General features: G+C 65.4%; 16 protein-coding genes. 11 read left to right on the top strand and 5 right to left on the bottom strand.

Annotated elements, in window-relative coordinates; genetic code table 11:
- The 5 genes from cueR to copC all read right to left on the bottom strand — a co-directional run bounded on the left by cueR (window position 1) and on the right by copC (window position 4,844).
- The gene (cueR, locus tag ACP7BY_RS18110; protein ID WP_033966314.1) at window positions 1–393 is read right to left on the bottom strand and encodes a Cu(I)-responsive transcriptional regulator; all 393 of its coding nucleotides are present in this window, start codon (window positions 391–393) and stop codon (window positions 1–3) included.
- Complete coding sequence (locus ACP7BY_RS18105; RefSeq protein WP_137903070.1) at window positions 390–2,741, bottom strand: heavy metal translocating P-type ATPase; 2,352 nt, start codon at window positions 2,739–2,741, stop codon at window positions 390–392. Before ACP7BY_RS18105 ends, cueR begins: the two co-directional genes overlap by 4 nt.
- A gap of 97 nt (window positions 2,742–2,838) precedes the next feature.
- Window positions 2,839–3,510, bottom strand: a complete 672-nt coding sequence (locus ACP7BY_RS18100) for a class I SAM-dependent methyltransferase (protein ID WP_137903071.1) — start codon at window positions 3,508–3,510, stop codon at window positions 2,839–2,841.
- Window positions 3,511–3,536: 26 nt separating this feature from the next.
- Window positions 3,537–4,472 carry a copper homeostasis membrane protein CopD gene (copD, locus tag ACP7BY_RS18095; protein ID WP_033966313.1) on the bottom strand — a complete coding sequence of 312 codons (936 nt, stop codon included), beginning with the start codon at window positions 4,470–4,472 and terminating at the stop codon, window positions 3,537–3,539.
- On the bottom strand, window positions 4,473–4,844 hold the full coding sequence (copC, locus tag ACP7BY_RS18090) for a copper homeostasis periplasmic binding protein CopC (protein WP_033966312.1): 372 nt from the start codon (window positions 4,842–4,844) through the stop codon (window positions 4,473–4,475).
- Between the two features lie 165 nt (window positions 4,845–5,009).
- Here copC and ACP7BY_RS18085 point away from each other — a divergent pair, with 165 nt between their 5' ends.
- The 11 genes from ACP7BY_RS18085 (at window position 5,010) to ACP7BY_RS18035 (ending at window position 14,984) form a co-directional block, all read left to right on the top strand.
- The gene (locus ACP7BY_RS18085; protein WP_033966311.1) at window positions 5,010–5,288 is read left to right on the top strand and encodes a hypothetical protein; all 279 of its coding nucleotides are present in this window, start codon (window positions 5,010–5,012) and stop codon (window positions 5,286–5,288) included.
- The gene (locus tag ACP7BY_RS18080; protein ID WP_137903073.1) at window positions 5,285–5,725 is read left to right on the top strand and encodes a periplasmic heavy metal sensor; all 441 of its coding nucleotides are present in this window, start codon (window positions 5,285–5,287) and stop codon (window positions 5,723–5,725) included. The genes ACP7BY_RS18085 and ACP7BY_RS18080 overlap by 4 nt, the downstream gene beginning before the upstream one ends.
- Entirely contained in the window at window positions 5,722–6,291 is a 570-nt protein-coding gene (locus ACP7BY_RS18075; protein WP_033966309.1) for an RNA polymerase sigma factor, read from the top strand. Before ACP7BY_RS18080 ends, ACP7BY_RS18075 begins: the two co-directional genes overlap by 4 nt.
- A 130-nt stretch (window positions 6,292–6,421) precedes the next feature.
- Complete coding sequence (locus ACP7BY_RS18070; RefSeq protein ID WP_137903074.1) at window positions 6,422–8,329, top strand: copper resistance system multicopper oxidase; 1,908 nt, start codon at window positions 6,422–6,424, stop codon at window positions 8,327–8,329.
- Window positions 8,326–9,516 (top strand): copper resistance protein B, encoded by a 1,191-nt coding sequence (locus ACP7BY_RS18065; RefSeq protein ID WP_033966308.1) that lies wholly within the window; start codon window positions 8,326–8,328, stop codon window positions 9,514–9,516. Before ACP7BY_RS18070 ends, ACP7BY_RS18065 begins: the two co-directional genes overlap by 4 nt.
- Window positions 9,517–9,571: 55 nt before the next feature.
- Window positions 9,572–10,132, top strand: a complete 561-nt coding sequence (locus ACP7BY_RS18060; RefSeq protein ID WP_249340879.1) for a c-type cytochrome — start codon at window positions 9,572–9,574, stop codon at window positions 10,130–10,132.
- Between the two features lie 42 nt (window positions 10,133–10,174).
- A complete protein-coding gene (locus ACP7BY_RS18055) occupies window positions 10,175–10,621 on the top strand; it encodes a DUF305 domain-containing protein (protein ID WP_033966305.1) in 447 nt (148 codons plus the stop codon).
- Between the two features lie 164 nt (window positions 10,622–10,785).
- The gene (locus tag ACP7BY_RS18050; protein WP_033966303.1) at window positions 10,786–11,643 is read left to right on the top strand and encodes a nickel/cobalt efflux transporter; all 858 of its coding nucleotides are present in this window, start codon (window positions 10,786–10,788) and stop codon (window positions 11,641–11,643) included.
- A gap of 11 nt (window positions 11,644–11,654) precedes the next feature.
- Window positions 11,655–11,921 (top strand): metal-sensing transcriptional repressor, encoded by a 267-nt coding sequence (locus ACP7BY_RS18045; protein WP_033966329.1) that lies wholly within the window; start codon window positions 11,655–11,657, stop codon window positions 11,919–11,921.
- 225 nt (window positions 11,922–12,146) lie between these two features.
- Window positions 12,147–12,335 carry a hypothetical protein gene (locus tag ACP7BY_RS18040; protein ID WP_137903075.1) on the top strand — a complete coding sequence of 63 codons (189 nt, stop codon included), beginning with the start codon at window positions 12,147–12,149 and terminating at the stop codon, window positions 12,333–12,335.
- A 93-nt stretch (window positions 12,336–12,428) separates the two neighbouring features.
- Complete coding sequence (locus ACP7BY_RS18035; protein WP_426288245.1) at window positions 12,429–14,984, top strand: strawberry notch-like NTP hydrolase domain-containing protein; 2,556 nt, start codon at window positions 12,429–12,431, stop codon at window positions 14,982–14,984.
- Window positions 14,985–15,088: the final 104 nt, after the last annotated feature.

Below are 15,088 nucleotides of genomic sequence, written 5' to 3'. Positions count from 1 at the left end.
TCAGCCATCGCGCGCGAGCCTTTCGATGATAGGGCAGTCAGGCCGTGCATCGCCATGGCAGCGCTCGGCCAGATCGACCAAAGTATGGCGCATCGCCTCTAGTGTTTCTGCCTTGCGCTGGAGTTCCTCGGCTCGCGCGGTCGCCAGCGCCTTCACTTCCGCGCTTGATCGGCCCCGGTCGTTCCACAAGTCGAGCAGCACGCGGATTTCCTCGATCGGAAAGCCCAGGTCGCGTGCATTGGCGATGAAGTGCAGCCGGTGGAGATCGGCCGGCGAATAGTCGCGATAGCCGCTGTCACGACGCGGTGCGTGCGGGATCAGCCCGATCTTTTCATAGTGACGGATCATCCGCTGCGACACGCCGCTCGCCTCCGAGGCCTGGCCGATGTTCACAGCTTGACCCTATTTAGCCGGAGCGCGTTCAATACCACCGTGAAGCTCGACAGCGCCATCGCCGCGCCCGCAAACATCGGTGACATCAATATGCCTGCGACCGGATAGAGCACGCCCGCCGCGACCGGCACGCCGATCCCATTGAACAGAAACGAGAAGAACAAATTCTGGCGGATATTGCCCATCGTCGCGTGTGCGAGCCGCCGCGCGCGCACCATCGCCGCCAGGTCGCCCTTGGTCAGCGTCATGCCTGCGCTCTCGATCGCGACATCCGTGCCGGTGCCCATCGCCACGCCAACATCGGCCGCGGCGAGCGCGGGCGCATCGTTGATGCCGTCGCCGGCCATCGCCACTGTCGCGCCCTTCGCCTTGAGCTCACCGACGATCTGCGCCTTGTCGTCGGGCTTGAGATCGGCATGGACTTCATCGATCCCGCCGATCTGGCGCGCGATTGCCTCCGCCGTTCCCCGGCTGTCGCCGGTCAGCATTACGATCCTGAGCCCGTCACGGTGCAGCTCCGCGATCGCGGCGCGCGCGGATTCCTTGAGCGGATCGGCAACCGCGATGAGGCCGGCGAGGCGCCCATCGATCGCCACCAGCATGACGCCGGCGCCCTCTGCCCGATGCGCCTCCGCCGCCTTGTCGAGCGCGGCCGGGTCGACGCCGACACGCCGCATCTGCGCGGCATTGCCGACGACCACCGCACGACCGCCGACGCGGCCGCTAATGCCGAGGCCGGTCTGCGATTCGAAATTTTCGAGCGGCTCCAACGTGAGCTTCCTGGCTTCGGCCGCCTCGACGATCGCACGCGCCAGCGGATGCTCCGAACGGCTCTCGACCGCCGCCGCAGCGGCGATCAGTGCGTCTTCGCCTAGGTCGCCGAGCGCCTCGGCGGCGATCAGCCTGGGCTTGCCCTCGGTCAGCGTCCCGGTCTTGTCGATCACCAGCGTGTCGACCTTTTCCAGCGCCTGCAGCGCCTCGGCATTCTTGACCAGCACGCCGGCATGCGCGCCGCGCCCGGTGCCGACCATAATCGACATCGGTGTCGCGAGTCCGAGCGCGCAGGGACAAGCGATGATCAGCACCGCGATCGCGTTCAGCAGCGCATGGCCGAAGCGCGGCTCGGGGCCAACCAAGTTCCACACCGTAAAAGCGGCCAGCGCGACTACGACGACCAGCGGCACGAACCAGCCCGAGACGCGATCCGCCACCGTCTGGATCGGCGCACGACTGCGCTGCGCCTGCGCCACCATCTTGACGATCCGGGCGAGTACGGTGTCGGAACCGATCGCCTGCGCGTCGATCACCAGGCTCCCGGTGCCGTTGACCGTGCCGCCGGTGACCTGGGCCTGCGCTTCCTTGAGCACTGGTGCGGGCTCGCCGGTCAGCATCGATTCGTCGACCGAGGAGCGGCCCTCGATCACCACGCCGTCAACCGGAATGGCTTCGCCGGGCCGGACGCGCAGCTTGTCGCCGACGGCAATTTCGGCCAGCGCCACCTCGCGCTCGATACCGTCGGCATCGAGCCGCCGCGCCGTCTTGGGCGCAAGGTCGAGCAGCGCGCGGATCGCGCGTCCGGTCGCCGCGCGGGCGCGGAGCTCGAGCAGCTGGCCGAGCAGGACCAGTGTCACGACCACGCCGGCCGCTTCATAATAGACCGGCACCATCGCGCCATGTTCACGGAAGCTCGGCGGCAAGAGGCCGGGCGCGACCGTTGCGACCAGGCTGTAGAGGAATGCCGCGCCGACGCCGATCGCGATCAGCGTGAACATATTGTAGTGTCGGGTCCTGAGCGATGCCCAGCCGCGCTCAAAGAAGGGCAATCCGCCCCACAACACGATCGGCGCCGTCAGCAGCAGTTGCACCCAGGGCGACCACATCGGATCCACGAGATGGATGCCAAGCATCTCGGCGCCCATCGAAACGCCAAGCAGCGGCGCGCACAGAACCGCAGACACCCAGAATCGTCGCGTGAAGTCGATGAGCTCGGGGTTGGGCGCGTCGTTGAGCGAGGGCTCTTCGGGTTCGAGCGCCATGCCGCAGATCGGGCAAGTGCCCGGCCCTTCGCGGCGGATCTGCGGGTGCATCGGACAGGTCCAGATCGCTCCCGGATTGACGGCGGGCGCAGGGCGCCGATCACCTAGATAAGCTTGCGGGTTCGCGACGAATTTGGTCCGGCAGCCCGCGCTGCAGAAATGATAGTCCTGGTCGTCATGCGACGCCTGATGCGGCGTGGTCTCAGGGTCCACGGTCATGCCGCAGACCAGGTCCTTCACCTTGCCTTCGTTTCTGGCGTCGCCGGCGCAGCAATCGCTTCCGGGATGCGCATGGTGGTCGGCATGGTTCATCTGACGGTCCTCCGATGCGAGTCTGTGTGGAGCTTGACATCATGTCAGGGTCAAGACCCTAATTGATTCGGCAGCCTGTCGGACTGACGCGTGCCGTTCAGCGCTTGTCCGCGGTGAGAATTTCGATCGTGCCGGTCATCGTATGAATGCGCTGGCGCTCGGTCACTCCGGCGAAGCCGACGTCGGCGATCAGGCCGGGAAGGACGCCATCGGCGTTGGGCTGGGTGTCTTTGACGCCGTCGAGTCGTTGGACGGTGAGCCGGAACAGGAGCCGCATCAGGCCCCCTTGGCGCCCGTAATCGGCAAGGACGAGGCGCCCACCCGGTTTCAGCGCGTGGTACATCGCCACCAAGCCGCTTCGCTTGCCGGCAAGCGGGACCTGGTGGAACACGAGGCTGGATGTGACCGCATCGGCATCTTGCGGGGGAAGCGTGTCGGCGAAGCCTTGGCGCCAGTCGATCTCGACGCCCGCGCGGCTTGCCTTGTTGCGCGCGATGTCCAGCGCCTGTGCATCGGGATCGATTGCGATGACCTCCACTTCGGGGTGCTGCTTCTTGAGCAGAATCGCAAAGCTGCCGGTTCCGCATCCGACATCGGCGATCGTCTCGCCCGCGCAGGGCGCGAGCAAGTCGAGCATGGCGCCACGCCAGCGCAGCTCGCGCGTCCAGATACGGATCGCGCGGTCATAGTCTTCGGTGTCGCCCGTCCCGAGCGGAGGTGTGAACGTCGGCGGGTCTTGTGCGCCTGCGCTTGCGTCGCGTTCGGGCATCTTCGTCTTTCCTTCCGGTACCGCGTTCACATTGCGGACATGGGTGGTTCGAGCGTTCCCAGCCACGCGACCAGCGCCAGCACGGCGACCGCGCAACCGGTTTCGATGGCCAGGCTGCGCCGGAGCGCGCGGAGCGCCGCTCTATGGTCGGCCGACGGGAGCGACCGTTCGAATTGCGGGACCAATCTGAAACGATTGGTCGCTGCGAGCGCCGCCATCGCACCGAACAGGAGCAGCTTGGCAATGAGCAACTGGCCGTACAGGCTCGACGGCAGCTTGAGGATGTTGGCAGGCCCGATCAGCAGCCAGCTATTGACCAGCCCCGAGAGGATGATCGCCGCGACTGTGAGCGTGCCGACCAGCGAGAATCCGGCCAGCGCGCGGTGCGACAGGATGAGGTGGTCGCGATCGACCAGATCTTGCCGCCGGAACACCAGTAGTAACAGCGCGAGTAGCGCGCCGACCCAGATGCCGGCCGCAAGCAGATGGCCGATATCCGCAGTCAGATGGACCCAGCCCACAGCACCTTCGTCCATGGCGCCGTGGCCGCCCCAGGCTAGACTGGCCAGTGCGATCGCTCCGGCCCCCGCCACGAGCGACAAGGCGGGTGCCGGCCGGCGGCGGAGCGCGAGAACGGCGACGAACGCGAGCAGGAGCATGGCCATGCGCACGATCCAGGCCGCGCCGACGCTGGTCGCGCCGACGATCAACTCGACCGACGCGAGATCGACCGACGCGAGCGAGACGCCCGCCATCCCGGCGGCGAGCATGAGCAGGCCGCCAAGCGACAAGAGCGTTCCCAGGACAGTGCTGACCCAAAGCCATGGACCCAGGGCGATCGCGCCGTCGAAGCGCCGTTCGTCGCCGCGCAGTGCATAGAGTGCGAACGCGGCGATGCCGAAGAGCGCCATCAGGTCGAGATACAGCCCGAGTCTGAGGATCACCGCGCTCGCGTCGAACATTTACTTGACCTTGAAGCTGTAGCTGCCCTCGACGCGGTGTGTGTCGGTCGACACGACATGATAGCTGAGCGTGTAGCTGCCGGCCGGCAGCGCCTTGGGAAGCGTAACGACGAGCGTCTTGCCGTCGGCGCCGAGCGCTGCCGTGGCCGGCATCTTCATCGGCGCGTTCATCTTCATGCCGGGCATTTCGGTCATGACGAGGTCCGCGCCCGAAAATTGGGCAACGAGTCCTTCGGAAAAGACCAGTTGGAGGCGCGCAGTCGGCGCGGCCACCGCATTGGGCGCGGGCGTGGCGGATACGAGCTTGGGGTGAGCATAGGCGGCGACGGGCGCGACAAGCAGCGCCGCGGCGACGATAGGTGCAAAACGCATGAGCAATTCTCCGAGGCCGGCAAGGCGCCGGCAATCAGGAATACGCATCTTTCGCGCGCAACCCTCATCGACAGCCCCACGAAATCTCCGGCCCTGCGGCTGCTTTTTTTGAGGGATTGCGCCGCCTCGCGCGTAAGAGCGAGAAAGGGGCGAGCGGAGAAGACCATGGAACAGGATTTGGATGCAGCCCTGCGGCGGCTTTCGGCCATGCCGGCACATCCGGGACTCGCGTCGATCGAAGGCGCGGTGCTGGAGCGGCTGCACGAACGCGTGGCGGCCACGCCGCTTCAGGGCATCGGCATGGGCGCGGCTGTCGCCCTTGCCGCCCTGATGCTGGGCGTTGCCACCGGCAGCCCCGGGGCGTCGGCAGCGCCGAATACTCTATCGCCGTTCGGACCATCGAGCCCGCTCGCCCCCTCGACGCTGCTGATGGCGAGCCGGTGAAGCCGCTGCGCTGGACGATCGTGATCGCGCTGGCGGCGTTCCTCGCCGGCATCGCCGGGGTGTATCTGGGCCGCACGCTGATCCCGGCACCTCGGGGTGAGGGTACCGAGCTTCATGAGGTGCTCCACCATCAGCTCAAGCTCGACGCAGGCCAGGAAGCCCGGCTCGACGCCCTCGAGCAGCGCTTCGCGCTCCGGCGCCGCGCGCTCGAACTCGAGCTACGCGCTGCCAATGCACGGCTCGCCGGCGCGATCCAGGCCGAGCATGGCAATGGCCCGCAGGTTGCCGCTGCGGTGGACGCGTCGCACATGGCGATGGGCGAACTTCAGAAGGAGACGCTCGCGCATATCTTTGCGATGCGGCAGATTCTCCGCCCCGATCAGGCGGCCAAATTCGATCAGGCGGTGGTGAAGGCGCTGACCGTCGACGCACGGTGACGCTCGATCTCACCAGTTTGAGCGACGGCGAACTGGCTGCGCTCAGTATCGCCGGACGCGACACCGCCTTTGCCGAGATCATGCGCCGCTATCGCGAGCCCGTCTATCGCATCATCGCCGGCAATATTGGCGATGCCGACGAGGCGCTCGACCTCGTCCAGGAAAGCTTCGTCTCCGCGCATCGGGCGCTCGCGCGCTACGACACCGACCGGCCGATGCGACGCTGGCTCGCCACCATCGCGCTCAACAAATGCCGCGACTGGCGGCGGCGGCGCGCAGTGCGGCGCCTGTTCGCCTTCGCGCTTCCGCTGGAGGAGAGCGCCAGCCGCGTCGCCGACGACCGCAGTCTGCCCGATGCCGAAGTCGCCGGCCGCCAGGAAATGGCGCGGGTCGCGCGCGAGATCGCCGACTTGCCCGCCGCGTTGCGTGAGCCCCTAGTGCTGCGCACGCTCCAGGATATGAGCCAGGCCGAGACCGCCGCGACGCTTTCGATCAGCGAGAAAGCCGTCGAAACCCGCGTGCGCCGGGCACGGGCCAGGCTCACCGAGCGCCTCAAGGATCAATGAATCCCCGCTCTTGACCCTGACACGGTGTCAAACCCCATCTGACTTTTTTGAAACGACGCGAGGGCTGGCTGCTTGCGCTGCGTAGTGCCTTTCGAACGTGCTGTCGCAGATCCGAAAACCGGGAATGACCATGAGCGAACCGATGAACCGCCGTCAGCTATTGCGCGGCGCGACGCTGACGGGAGGCGGCCTTGCGCTCGCGGCCTGGATGCCCGCTTGGGCGCAAAGCGTGTCGCCGGGGCTCACCGCGCCGCTGCCGATGGTCTCGGGCGAGGACATCACGCTCAAGATCGCGCGCCAGACGATGATGATCGACGGGCGCGCATCCAAGGCGATCGGCATCAACGGCACCGTACCGGCGCCGCTTATCCGCTTGCGCGAAGGCCAGAACGTCCGGCTCCACGTCGTCAACGATCTCGACGAGGACAGCTCGATCCACTGGCACGGGCTGCTCGTGCCCACCCAGTTCGACGGCGTCCCCGGCTTGTCTTTTCCCGGCATCAAGCCGCGCTCCACCTTCACCTATGAATTCCCGATCCGCCAGTCGGGCACCTATTGGTATCACAGCCATTCGGGGCTCCAGGAGCAGCTCGGCCATTACGGGCCGATCGTTATCGATCCCACCGGGACCGACCCGATCGCGTCAGACCGCGAGCATGTCATCGTGCTTTCGGATCACAGCCCAATCTCCCCGGAGGCCATCTTTCGCCGCATGAAGGTCGATCCCGGCAACCTCAATTTCCAGAAGCAGACGCTTGCCGGCCTGCTCGCCGGCCGAGACCAGACGCTCAAGGACCGGATGGACTGGGGCCGCATGCGAATGGACCCCACCGACATCTCCGATACGACCGGCGCCGCCTACACCTATCTCGTCAATGGCCACGGCCCGCGAGACAATTGGACCGCGCTTTTCACGCCCGGCCAGCGCGTGCGGCTGCGCTTCATCAATGCGTCTTCGATGACCACGTTCAACGTCCGCATTCCGGGACTCAAGCTCAGCATCATCCAGGCCGACGGGCAGAATGTGATGCCGGTCGAGGTCGACGAGTTCCAGATCGGCGTCGCCGAAACCTATGATGCCATCGTGATCCCACCTGATGATCGCGCCTATGCTTTGGTCGGCGAGGCGGTCGATCGCTCAGGGATGGCGCGGGGTACGCTGGCGCCGCGTGCCGGCATGGCGGCCGAGGTGCCACCTTTACGCAAGCGGCCGCTGGCGACGATGAAGGATATGGGGATGGACATGTCGAGCATGCCCGGAATGGAGGGCATGAACATGTCCGGGGGGATGACGCCGCCGCGTGGCATCGACCCTTCAGCCGAGCAGAACCCCTCGGCGAAGCTCGCGACGCCCGGCGCCACGGCAATGCCGGCTGCGCCATCTTCGATGCCCGGCATGGCGTCGAGCGACATGGCCGGGATGGACCATTCCAAGACGGGCGGCATGGACATGGGATCGATGGGGACCATGGACATGGGGTCCATGAAGATGCGCGATTTCGCAAACGCGCCCCAGGTGAAGAAGGGCCCGGGCGTGCAGACGATCGCGCCGATGCCTATCGACCGGACCGGGGAGCCTGGCCAGGGGCTCGAGGATGTCGGCCACAAGGTACTCGTCTACAAGGATCTGATGGCGCTGACCCGCAATCCCGACGTCCGCGCGCCGGGGCGTAGCCTCGACATTCACCTGACCGGTAACATGGAGCGGTTCATGTGGTCGTTCGACGGGGTGAAGATGTCGGATCACATGGAGCCGATCCCCTTCATCGAGGGCGAGCGCGTCCGGATCAACCTTATCAACGACAGCATGATGGCGCACCCGATCCATATCCACGGCCATTTCTTCGAGCTGGTCACCGGGCATGGCGATCATGCCCCCCGCAAGCATACCGTCATCGTCCAGCCGGGCGGCAAGGTGACCTGGGATTTCACGGCGGACGCGGTCGGCGATTGGGCGTTCCACTGCCACCTCCTTTATCACATGCACGCGGGCATGATGCGCACCGTCAGCGTGCGCCCGCGCGGAGACGCGGCATGAACCGGCTGCTCGCCGCGTTCGCAGCCACCACCGCGCTTGCGCTCGGCATGCCCGCATCGGCACAGGACATGCCGGGCATGCCTGGCATGAAGATGCCCGCGCCGGCCAAAAAGGCTGCGGCTGCCAGGCCGGCCGCTAAAAAGCCGGTCGAGAAGAAGGCCGCCAAAAAGGCCACGCGCAGACCCGCACCGCGCCGCGCGCCGGCCCCCGCCGCGGATGCTATGCGAAGCATGGCCATGCCGGCGGCCAAACCGGATTCGACAACCTCCATGTCCGCAATGCCGGGCATGGGGGACAAGCCCGCCGCTGGGGCCAAGGCCACGCCGCCGGAAGGTCCGCAGTCGATGCCCGGGATGGACATGTCGAGCGATCACCGCGCTCACGACATGTCGTCCATGCCGGGAATGACGACGCCCGGCATGGTCCAGACCGGAACCGGGCTCCCCGCCGGCGACGCGCCAGCACCCCCGCCGCCGATGGATCATTACGCCGATCGCTTTTTTCCGGCGTCTGACATGAGCCGATCGCGCGCCGCGATGATGCGCGAGCAGGGCGGCCAGACGCTCTATCAGGTGATGTTCAACCTCGCCGAGGTTCAGGCGCGTGCCGGCCGTGACGGCTATCGCTGGGACGGCGAAGCTTGGGTCGGCGGCGATATAAACCGGCTATGGTTGAAGTCCGAGGGCGAAGGCGCGTTCCGCGAAAGCGTTGAGAGCGCCGAGGTTCAAGCGCTCTACAGCCGCGCGATCGGACCCTATTTCAACGTACAAGCGGGCGTGCGTCACGACTTTCAGCCCAGCCCGACACGGACCTATGCGACGGTCGGGTTCGAAGGTCTCGCGCCCTATATGTTCGAGGTCGAAGGTGCGCTGTTTCTCAGCAACAAGGGCGAGGTGCTCGGGCGGCTCGAAGGCTATTACGACCAGCGCCTCACGCAGCGGCTGATCCTGCAGCCGCGCGTCGAATTCAATCTGTCGGCGCAGGACGTGCCCGAAATCAGGCTCGGCTCCGGTCTCACCGATGCCGAGCTGGGTTTGCGCCTGCGCTATGAGGTCAGCCGACAGTTCGCGCCCTATGTCGGCGTTTCTTATCAAGCGAAGACAGGCCGTACCGCCGACTTCGCGCGCGCCGACGGCAAGGATCCGACAACCACGAGCTTCGTCGCCGGCGTGCGGTTCTGGTTCTGAATCCGCATTCCGGTGCCCGGGCGAATTGAGGAACAAGGGGATGGACAGAGAGAAGATGCGGCATCACTTACCGAGCCTCTCCTTTACAGGCGCGTCGATCGCGCTGCTGCTGCTCGCCACCGCTGCATTCGTCTATTTCGGTATCTACAACATCGCAGCCGACGCGCCCCACACACCGGCGGTCTATTCGCTTCTCGAAAGCCTGCGCGATCGCTCGATTGCGGTTCATGCCCACGGCATCACGCCGCCGGCCGACTTGAACGCACCGCAGCGCATCGCCGCGGGCGCGGGCCTCTATGCCGAGATGTGTTCGAGTTGCCATCTCGGCCCCGGCGTTGAGCGATCGGAACTGAGCCAGGGTCTCTATCCGCAAGCCCCCGAACTGGCCAAGCCGCAGGACCTGAGCGCAGGCGAGCAATTCTGGATCATCAAGCACGGGGTCAAGCTGAGCGCCATGCCGGCCTGGGGCAAAACCCATCCCGATCCGTTGATCTGGGACATGGTCGCGTTCGTGCGCCGCCTGCCGGGCATGTCGCCCGAGGAATATAAGCGCCTCGTCGCCAGCGCGCCCGAGGACCATGACGAGATGATGAAGGATATGCCCGGCATGAAATGAGCACCGCGACAGGGGTGGGCGAACCCGAACGGAGAAAGAGCGATGAAGAAGAACGCCTATGCCAGTCTCGCGCTGCAAACGATCGTCAGCGGGATCATCATGTACTTGGTGATGTTCGTGATGATCGACAATCTTGGCAGCTTCTACAACAATCTCAATATGTTATACATGACGCTGATGATGGTCGCGCCGATGGTGGTGCTGATGATCCTCGCGATGAAGCACATGTTTCCTTCCAAAGCCGTCAATGCCGCGCTGCTGACCGCATCGGCCGTGATTTTTCTCGGCTGCTTCGCGCTGATCCGCACACAGGCCACGATCGGCGACCGCGCATTCCTACGCTCAATGATTCCGCACCATTCGGGCGCGGTGCTGATGTGTACCAAAGCACCAGTCAAGGATCCCGAGGTCGTCGCGCTTTGCGGACAGATCATCAAGTCGCAGCGCGAAGAGATCAATCAGATGAAGCGCATTCTCGCACGGATGTGAGGCAGAGACCTGCGCCGATCGCGTGACGCTTCGGCAATCAGTCTTGATTTGGCGGCCGGCAGATCCACAGGGCTTCGGTGCCCAAACGTGCGACTTGAACCAGTTCAGACCATATCCTCTCTGGGGGGATAGGATAAAGCCTGTTGATCTGCTAGCGGCTCGGCATGACATCCCTCACCGATCTTCTTCAGCAAAGCACCGCGCACGCCTGGCTGTTCATTCCCACCGCCATTCTGCTTGGCGCTTTGCACGGGCTAGAGCCGGGGCATTCCAAGACCATGATGGCGGCGTTCATCATCGCCGTCCGGGGTACGGTGCGCCAGGCCGTCCTTCTCGGCCTTGCCGCGACAGCATCCCACACAGCGGTGGTCTGGATCGTCGCGCTAGGCGGCATGTGGCTGTTCGGCAATCTCAACGCCGAGACGACAGAGCCCTATTTCCAGCTCGCCTCCGGTGTCATGATCATCGCCATCGCGGGCTGGATGTTATGGCGGACACGCCGCGAACAATTAGCGGCCGAGCATCACCACGATCATGGGCATCATCATAACCATGACGGGCATCACCATGATCATAGCCATGCCCATGGCGATCTTGATCAGAATTTGGGCGGGCACGGGCTCGAAGTCTCGACCGGAGGCTATGCCGATGCCCACGAGCTTGCCCATGCCGACGATATCCGGCGCAGGTTCGCCGACAGCAACGTCACTACAGGGCAGATCATCGTGTTCGGCCTTACCGGCGGACTCATCCCTTGCCCTGGTGCGATCACCGTCCTGCTGCTCTGCCTACAATTGAAAAGACTGACCCTGGGCGCCGTGCTGGTGCTGTGTTTCAGCATCGGACTTGCGATCACCATGGTGGTGTCGGGCGTTATTGCTGCGATCAGCGTGCGGCAGGTCTCGAAGCGCTGGTCGGGTTTTGGCGAGCTTGTGCGCAAAGCGCCCTTCTTGTCAGGCGGTGTGATCCTGCTGGTCGGGCTCTACGTTGCCGTTCATGGTTGGATGGCGTTGCCGCGCTGAAGGAGGTTCCCATGAGTCATGCCGCCAACCCCGATCTCCTCAACCGGCTCAAGCGCGCGCAAGGGCATTTGGCCAAGATCATCGAGATGGTCGCCGAAGGGCGAGACGGCCTTCAGATCGCCCAGCAGATGCAGGCGGTGATCGCGGCGATCGACAAGACCAAGACCTTGTTGGTGACCGATCATATCGAGCATCATCTCGAAGATGTCATCGGTCCGCTACCGCAAGCGATGCGGGGTGAACTGGCGAAGCTGGGAGAACTCGCCAAATATTTGTGACGGCTTGCGCCTTGTCACGAGCGCGCAGTTGACGCGGACGCGGTTAGGGCACCTACCCACTATCTTCACGCGACCCATCCCGTCCGATCGATGCCCAATAAGGTGCGCGTCCTCGTGCCTTCAACCCGTGAACGGGTTCCCCTCAGTTCCTCGGTGAAGGCCTCGCTCGGCACCCTCCTCTGGGCATCGGCGGGAATGGCCCCGCGCAAGAACCGGAGAAGGACCATGACGAGTAACGCGCCCCCTTACAGTGTCGACGATATTGCAGTCTGGCCGGACGGCTGGTGGGCGAGCCTCGGCGCGGTCTGGAACGGCCACTACGGCAATCGGTCGAACGACTATGAGATCGTGCGCGAGGATGATTTCGCGAGGCTGAAGGAACTCGGTCTCGCTGAGGATTTCGACATCCCGTGAGAGGGAGAGGCGTGCCGGGAACGGGTGAGCCTGGCGGTTAGAGAGAGCGTCCGGCGGGCTCGGCTCTTTCCCGCTCTCCCGGAGACCCTCCCAGTGCCTCACATCCTATCCGACGCGGCGCAAGGCGCCGCGTCAGCCCCGGCCGCGGCGGGCTTCGCCGCGCGGGCCGCCGCAATCTTGGCCACCGCGCGGTATCTCCTTCCGATGCTGGAAGCCGGCCGTCCGGTCGAGACCGCAGCGCTGCGCGAGGCGATGACGGCCTCCTTCGGTGGCACAGACGCCGAAGGGATCTGGGACTGGAAAACCGCCTATGATGTCTGCGAGGCGGCAGAAATCCTGTTCCTGCGCCGATATGGGGCCGCGATCATCTCGCGTGCAGCACCGAGTGCGCTCGCGATGATCGAACGCATTGCCGCGCTCTTTCCCACCCACACCCGCCGATCCGAATCCGCGCAGGCCTTGCAACAATTCTCGACGCCCCCCGGGCTTGCATTTGTTGCCGCGACGGCTGCCTCGGCGCACAGCGGCGATCGCGTGCTGGAGCCGTCTGCCGGCACCGGCATGCTGGCCGTCCATGCCGCGCTGTCAGGCGCAGACCTCGCGCTCAACGAGCTGGCCGAAGTGCGTGCGGTGCTACTCAGCCTTCTATTTCCCGAGATCGCGGTCAGCCGCCACGACGCTGCTACGATCGACGATCGGCTTCCTGAGACCGTCCGTCCAACTGTCGTCTTGATGAACCCGCCATTCTCGGCGGTCGCCCATGTCGACCAGAAGATAAAAGACGCGGCGCTGCGCCACATCGCCTCAGCGCTGGCACGGCTCGAGCTCGGTGGCCGGCTGGTCGCGATCACCGGCGCGAACTGCTCGCCAGATGTCCCCGCGTGGCGCGATGCCTTCGTCGCAATACAGGAGACCGGCCGAATCGTTTTCACCGCCGCGATCGCCGGCAATGTCTATGCGAAGCACGGCACCAGCATCGAAACGCGACTGACGGTCATCGACAAGCTGCCCGCCGACGATCCGGCGATCTTCCCGGCCAGCGCCGGTCTTGCGCCGGACACGGCAACGCTGCTCCGCTGGGTCCAGACCCAGGTGCCGCCGCGTCACCCCACCACGCCCGCTCCGGCGACCGCCTTGCCGATCGCGGCCGGGCGCGCGCCAGCGCGATGGACGGCGATTGCTCGGCCCATCGTCACGCCGGATTCCGCTCTCGATGCCGATGCGCCCGAACTCATTTATGAGACGGCCGACTGGACGCCGCCCACCGGTCGGCTCGGCGACAGCATCTACGAGCCTTACACGCTCCAATCGTTGCGCATCCCAGGCGCAAAGCCGCATCCGACACCTCTGGTTCAGTCGGCGGCGATGGCCTCTGTCGCGCCGCCGAAGCCAAGCTATCGTCCCCATCTGCCCACCATCCTCGCGTCGATCGGCATCCTGTCCGACGCACAGCTCGAATCGATCATCTACGCCGGCGAGGCCCATTCGGGATTTCTCTCCGGCGCCTGGGGCGTCGATGAGACCTGGGAAGTCGTGAAGGCGGCGGCCGAGGACGACGATAATGCCTTCCGCTTCCGGCGCGGCTGGTTTCTTGGTGACGGCACCGGTGCGGGCAAAGGCCGTCAGGTCGCCGGCATCATCCTCGACAATTGGCTGAAAGGCCGTCGCCGCGCGGTCTGGATGTCCGTCTCGGATCGCCTGCTGGAGGACGCCCAGCGCGACTGGACGGCGCTGGGCCAGGAGCGCCTGTTGGTGACGCCGCTGTCGCGCTATCGGCAGGGCACGCCGATCCGGCTCGACGAAGGCGTGCTGTTCACGACCTACGCAACGCTGCGCTCGCAGGAACGCGGCGGCAAGGCGAGCCGCGTCGAGCAGATCGTCGAATGGCTCGGTCGTGATTTCGACGGCGTGATCGTGTTCGACGAGGCGCACGCCATGGCCAATGCCGCGGGCGGCAAGGGCGCGCGCGGCGACGTCGCGCCTTCGCAGCAGGGACGCGCTGGCCTTCGCCTCCAACAGGCGCTGCCTAATGCCCGCATCGTCTATGTCTCGGCGACCGGCGCCACCGCCGTCCCGAACCTCGCCTATGCCCAACGGCTCGGCCTGTGGGGCGGCGAGGATTTCCCCTTCGCGACGCGCGGCGAATTCGTCGCCGCCATCGAGAATGGCGGGGTCGCCGCGATGGAAGTGCTCGCCCGCGACTTGAAGGCCCTCGGCCTCTATGCCGCGCGTTCGCTGTCGTTCGACGGCGTGGAATATGAGATGCTGGAGCATCGGCTGACCCCCGAGCAGATCCGGATCTATGACGCCTATGCCGGCGCGTTCCAGATCATCCACAACAATCTCGATGCGGCCATGCAGGCGTCGGGCATCACCAGCGCGGCGCATGGCACGCTGAACCGGCAGGCCAAGGCGGCGGCGCGATCAGCGTTCGAGCAGGCCAAGCAGCGCTTCTTCAACCACCTCATCACCGCGATGCAGACGCCCAGCGTCGTTGCGAGCATCGAACGCGATCTCGCCGCCGGACACGCCGCCGTCATCCAGATCGTCTCGACCGGCGAGGCGCTGCAGGAGCGCCGCCTGGCCGAGATCCCGACCGACGAATGGGACGACGTATCCGTGGACATCACGCCGCGCGAATATGTGTAATGTGGAGCTCCACATTACACGGCTTCTTTGCAGTCGCAGTTTATGTCGAGCGTGGCGGCGAGAGACGCAGGTTTCCTTCGGTTTTCCATGATTTCACTCCAGAT

Source organism: Sphingomonas sp. PSPC2-2, assembly GCF_049897725.1.
Taxonomy (GTDB): domain Bacteria; phylum Pseudomonadota; class Alphaproteobacteria; order Sphingomonadales; family Sphingomonadaceae; genus Sphingomonas.
This window is presented reverse-complemented; position numbering and strand designations above follow the sequence as displayed.

Bases quoted from the DNA above. Each gene is read 5' to 3' on its own strand.
- ACP7BY_RS18105 (WP_137903070.1), bottom strand. From the start codon at position 2,741: ATGAACCATGCCGACCACCATGCGCATCCCGGAAGCGATTGCTGCGCC.
- ACP7BY_RS18100 (WP_137903071.1), bottom strand. From the start codon at position 3,510: ATGCCCGAACGCGACGCAAGCGCAGGCGCACAAGACCCGCCGACGTTC.
- copD (WP_033966313.1), bottom strand. From the start codon at position 4,472: ATGTTCGACGCGAGCGCGGTGATCCTCAGACTCGGGCTGTATCTCGAC.
- copC (WP_033966312.1), bottom strand. From the start codon at position 4,844: ATGCGTTTTGCACCTATCGTCGCCGCGGCGCTGCTTGTCGCGCCCGTC.
- ACP7BY_RS18085 (WP_033966311.1), top strand. From the start codon at position 5,010: ATGGAACAGGATTTGGATGCAGCCCTGCGGCGGCTTTCGGCCATGCCG.
- ACP7BY_RS18070 (WP_137903074.1), top strand. From the start codon at position 6,422: ATGAGCGAACCGATGAACCGCCGTCAGCTATTGCGCGGCGCGACGCTG.
- ACP7BY_RS18065 (WP_033966308.1), top strand. From the start codon at position 8,326: ATGAACCGGCTGCTCGCCGCGTTCGCAGCCACCACCGCGCTTGCGCTC.
- ACP7BY_RS18060 (WP_249340879.1), top strand. From the start codon at position 9,572: ATGCGGCATCACTTACCGAGCCTCTCCTTTACAGGCGCGTCGATCGCG.
- ACP7BY_RS18055 (WP_033966305.1), top strand. From the start codon at position 10,175: ATGAAGAAGAACGCCTATGCCAGTCTCGCGCTGCAAACGATCGTCAGC.
- ACP7BY_RS18050 (WP_033966303.1), top strand. From the start codon at position 10,786: ATGACATCCCTCACCGATCTTCTTCAGCAAAGCACCGCGCACGCCTGG.
- ACP7BY_RS18045 (WP_033966329.1), top strand. From the start codon at position 11,655: ATGAGTCATGCCGCCAACCCCGATCTCCTCAACCGGCTCAAGCGCGCG.
- ACP7BY_RS18040 (WP_137903075.1), top strand. From the start codon at position 12,147: ATGACGAGTAACGCGCCCCCTTACAGTGTCGACGATATTGCAGTCTGG.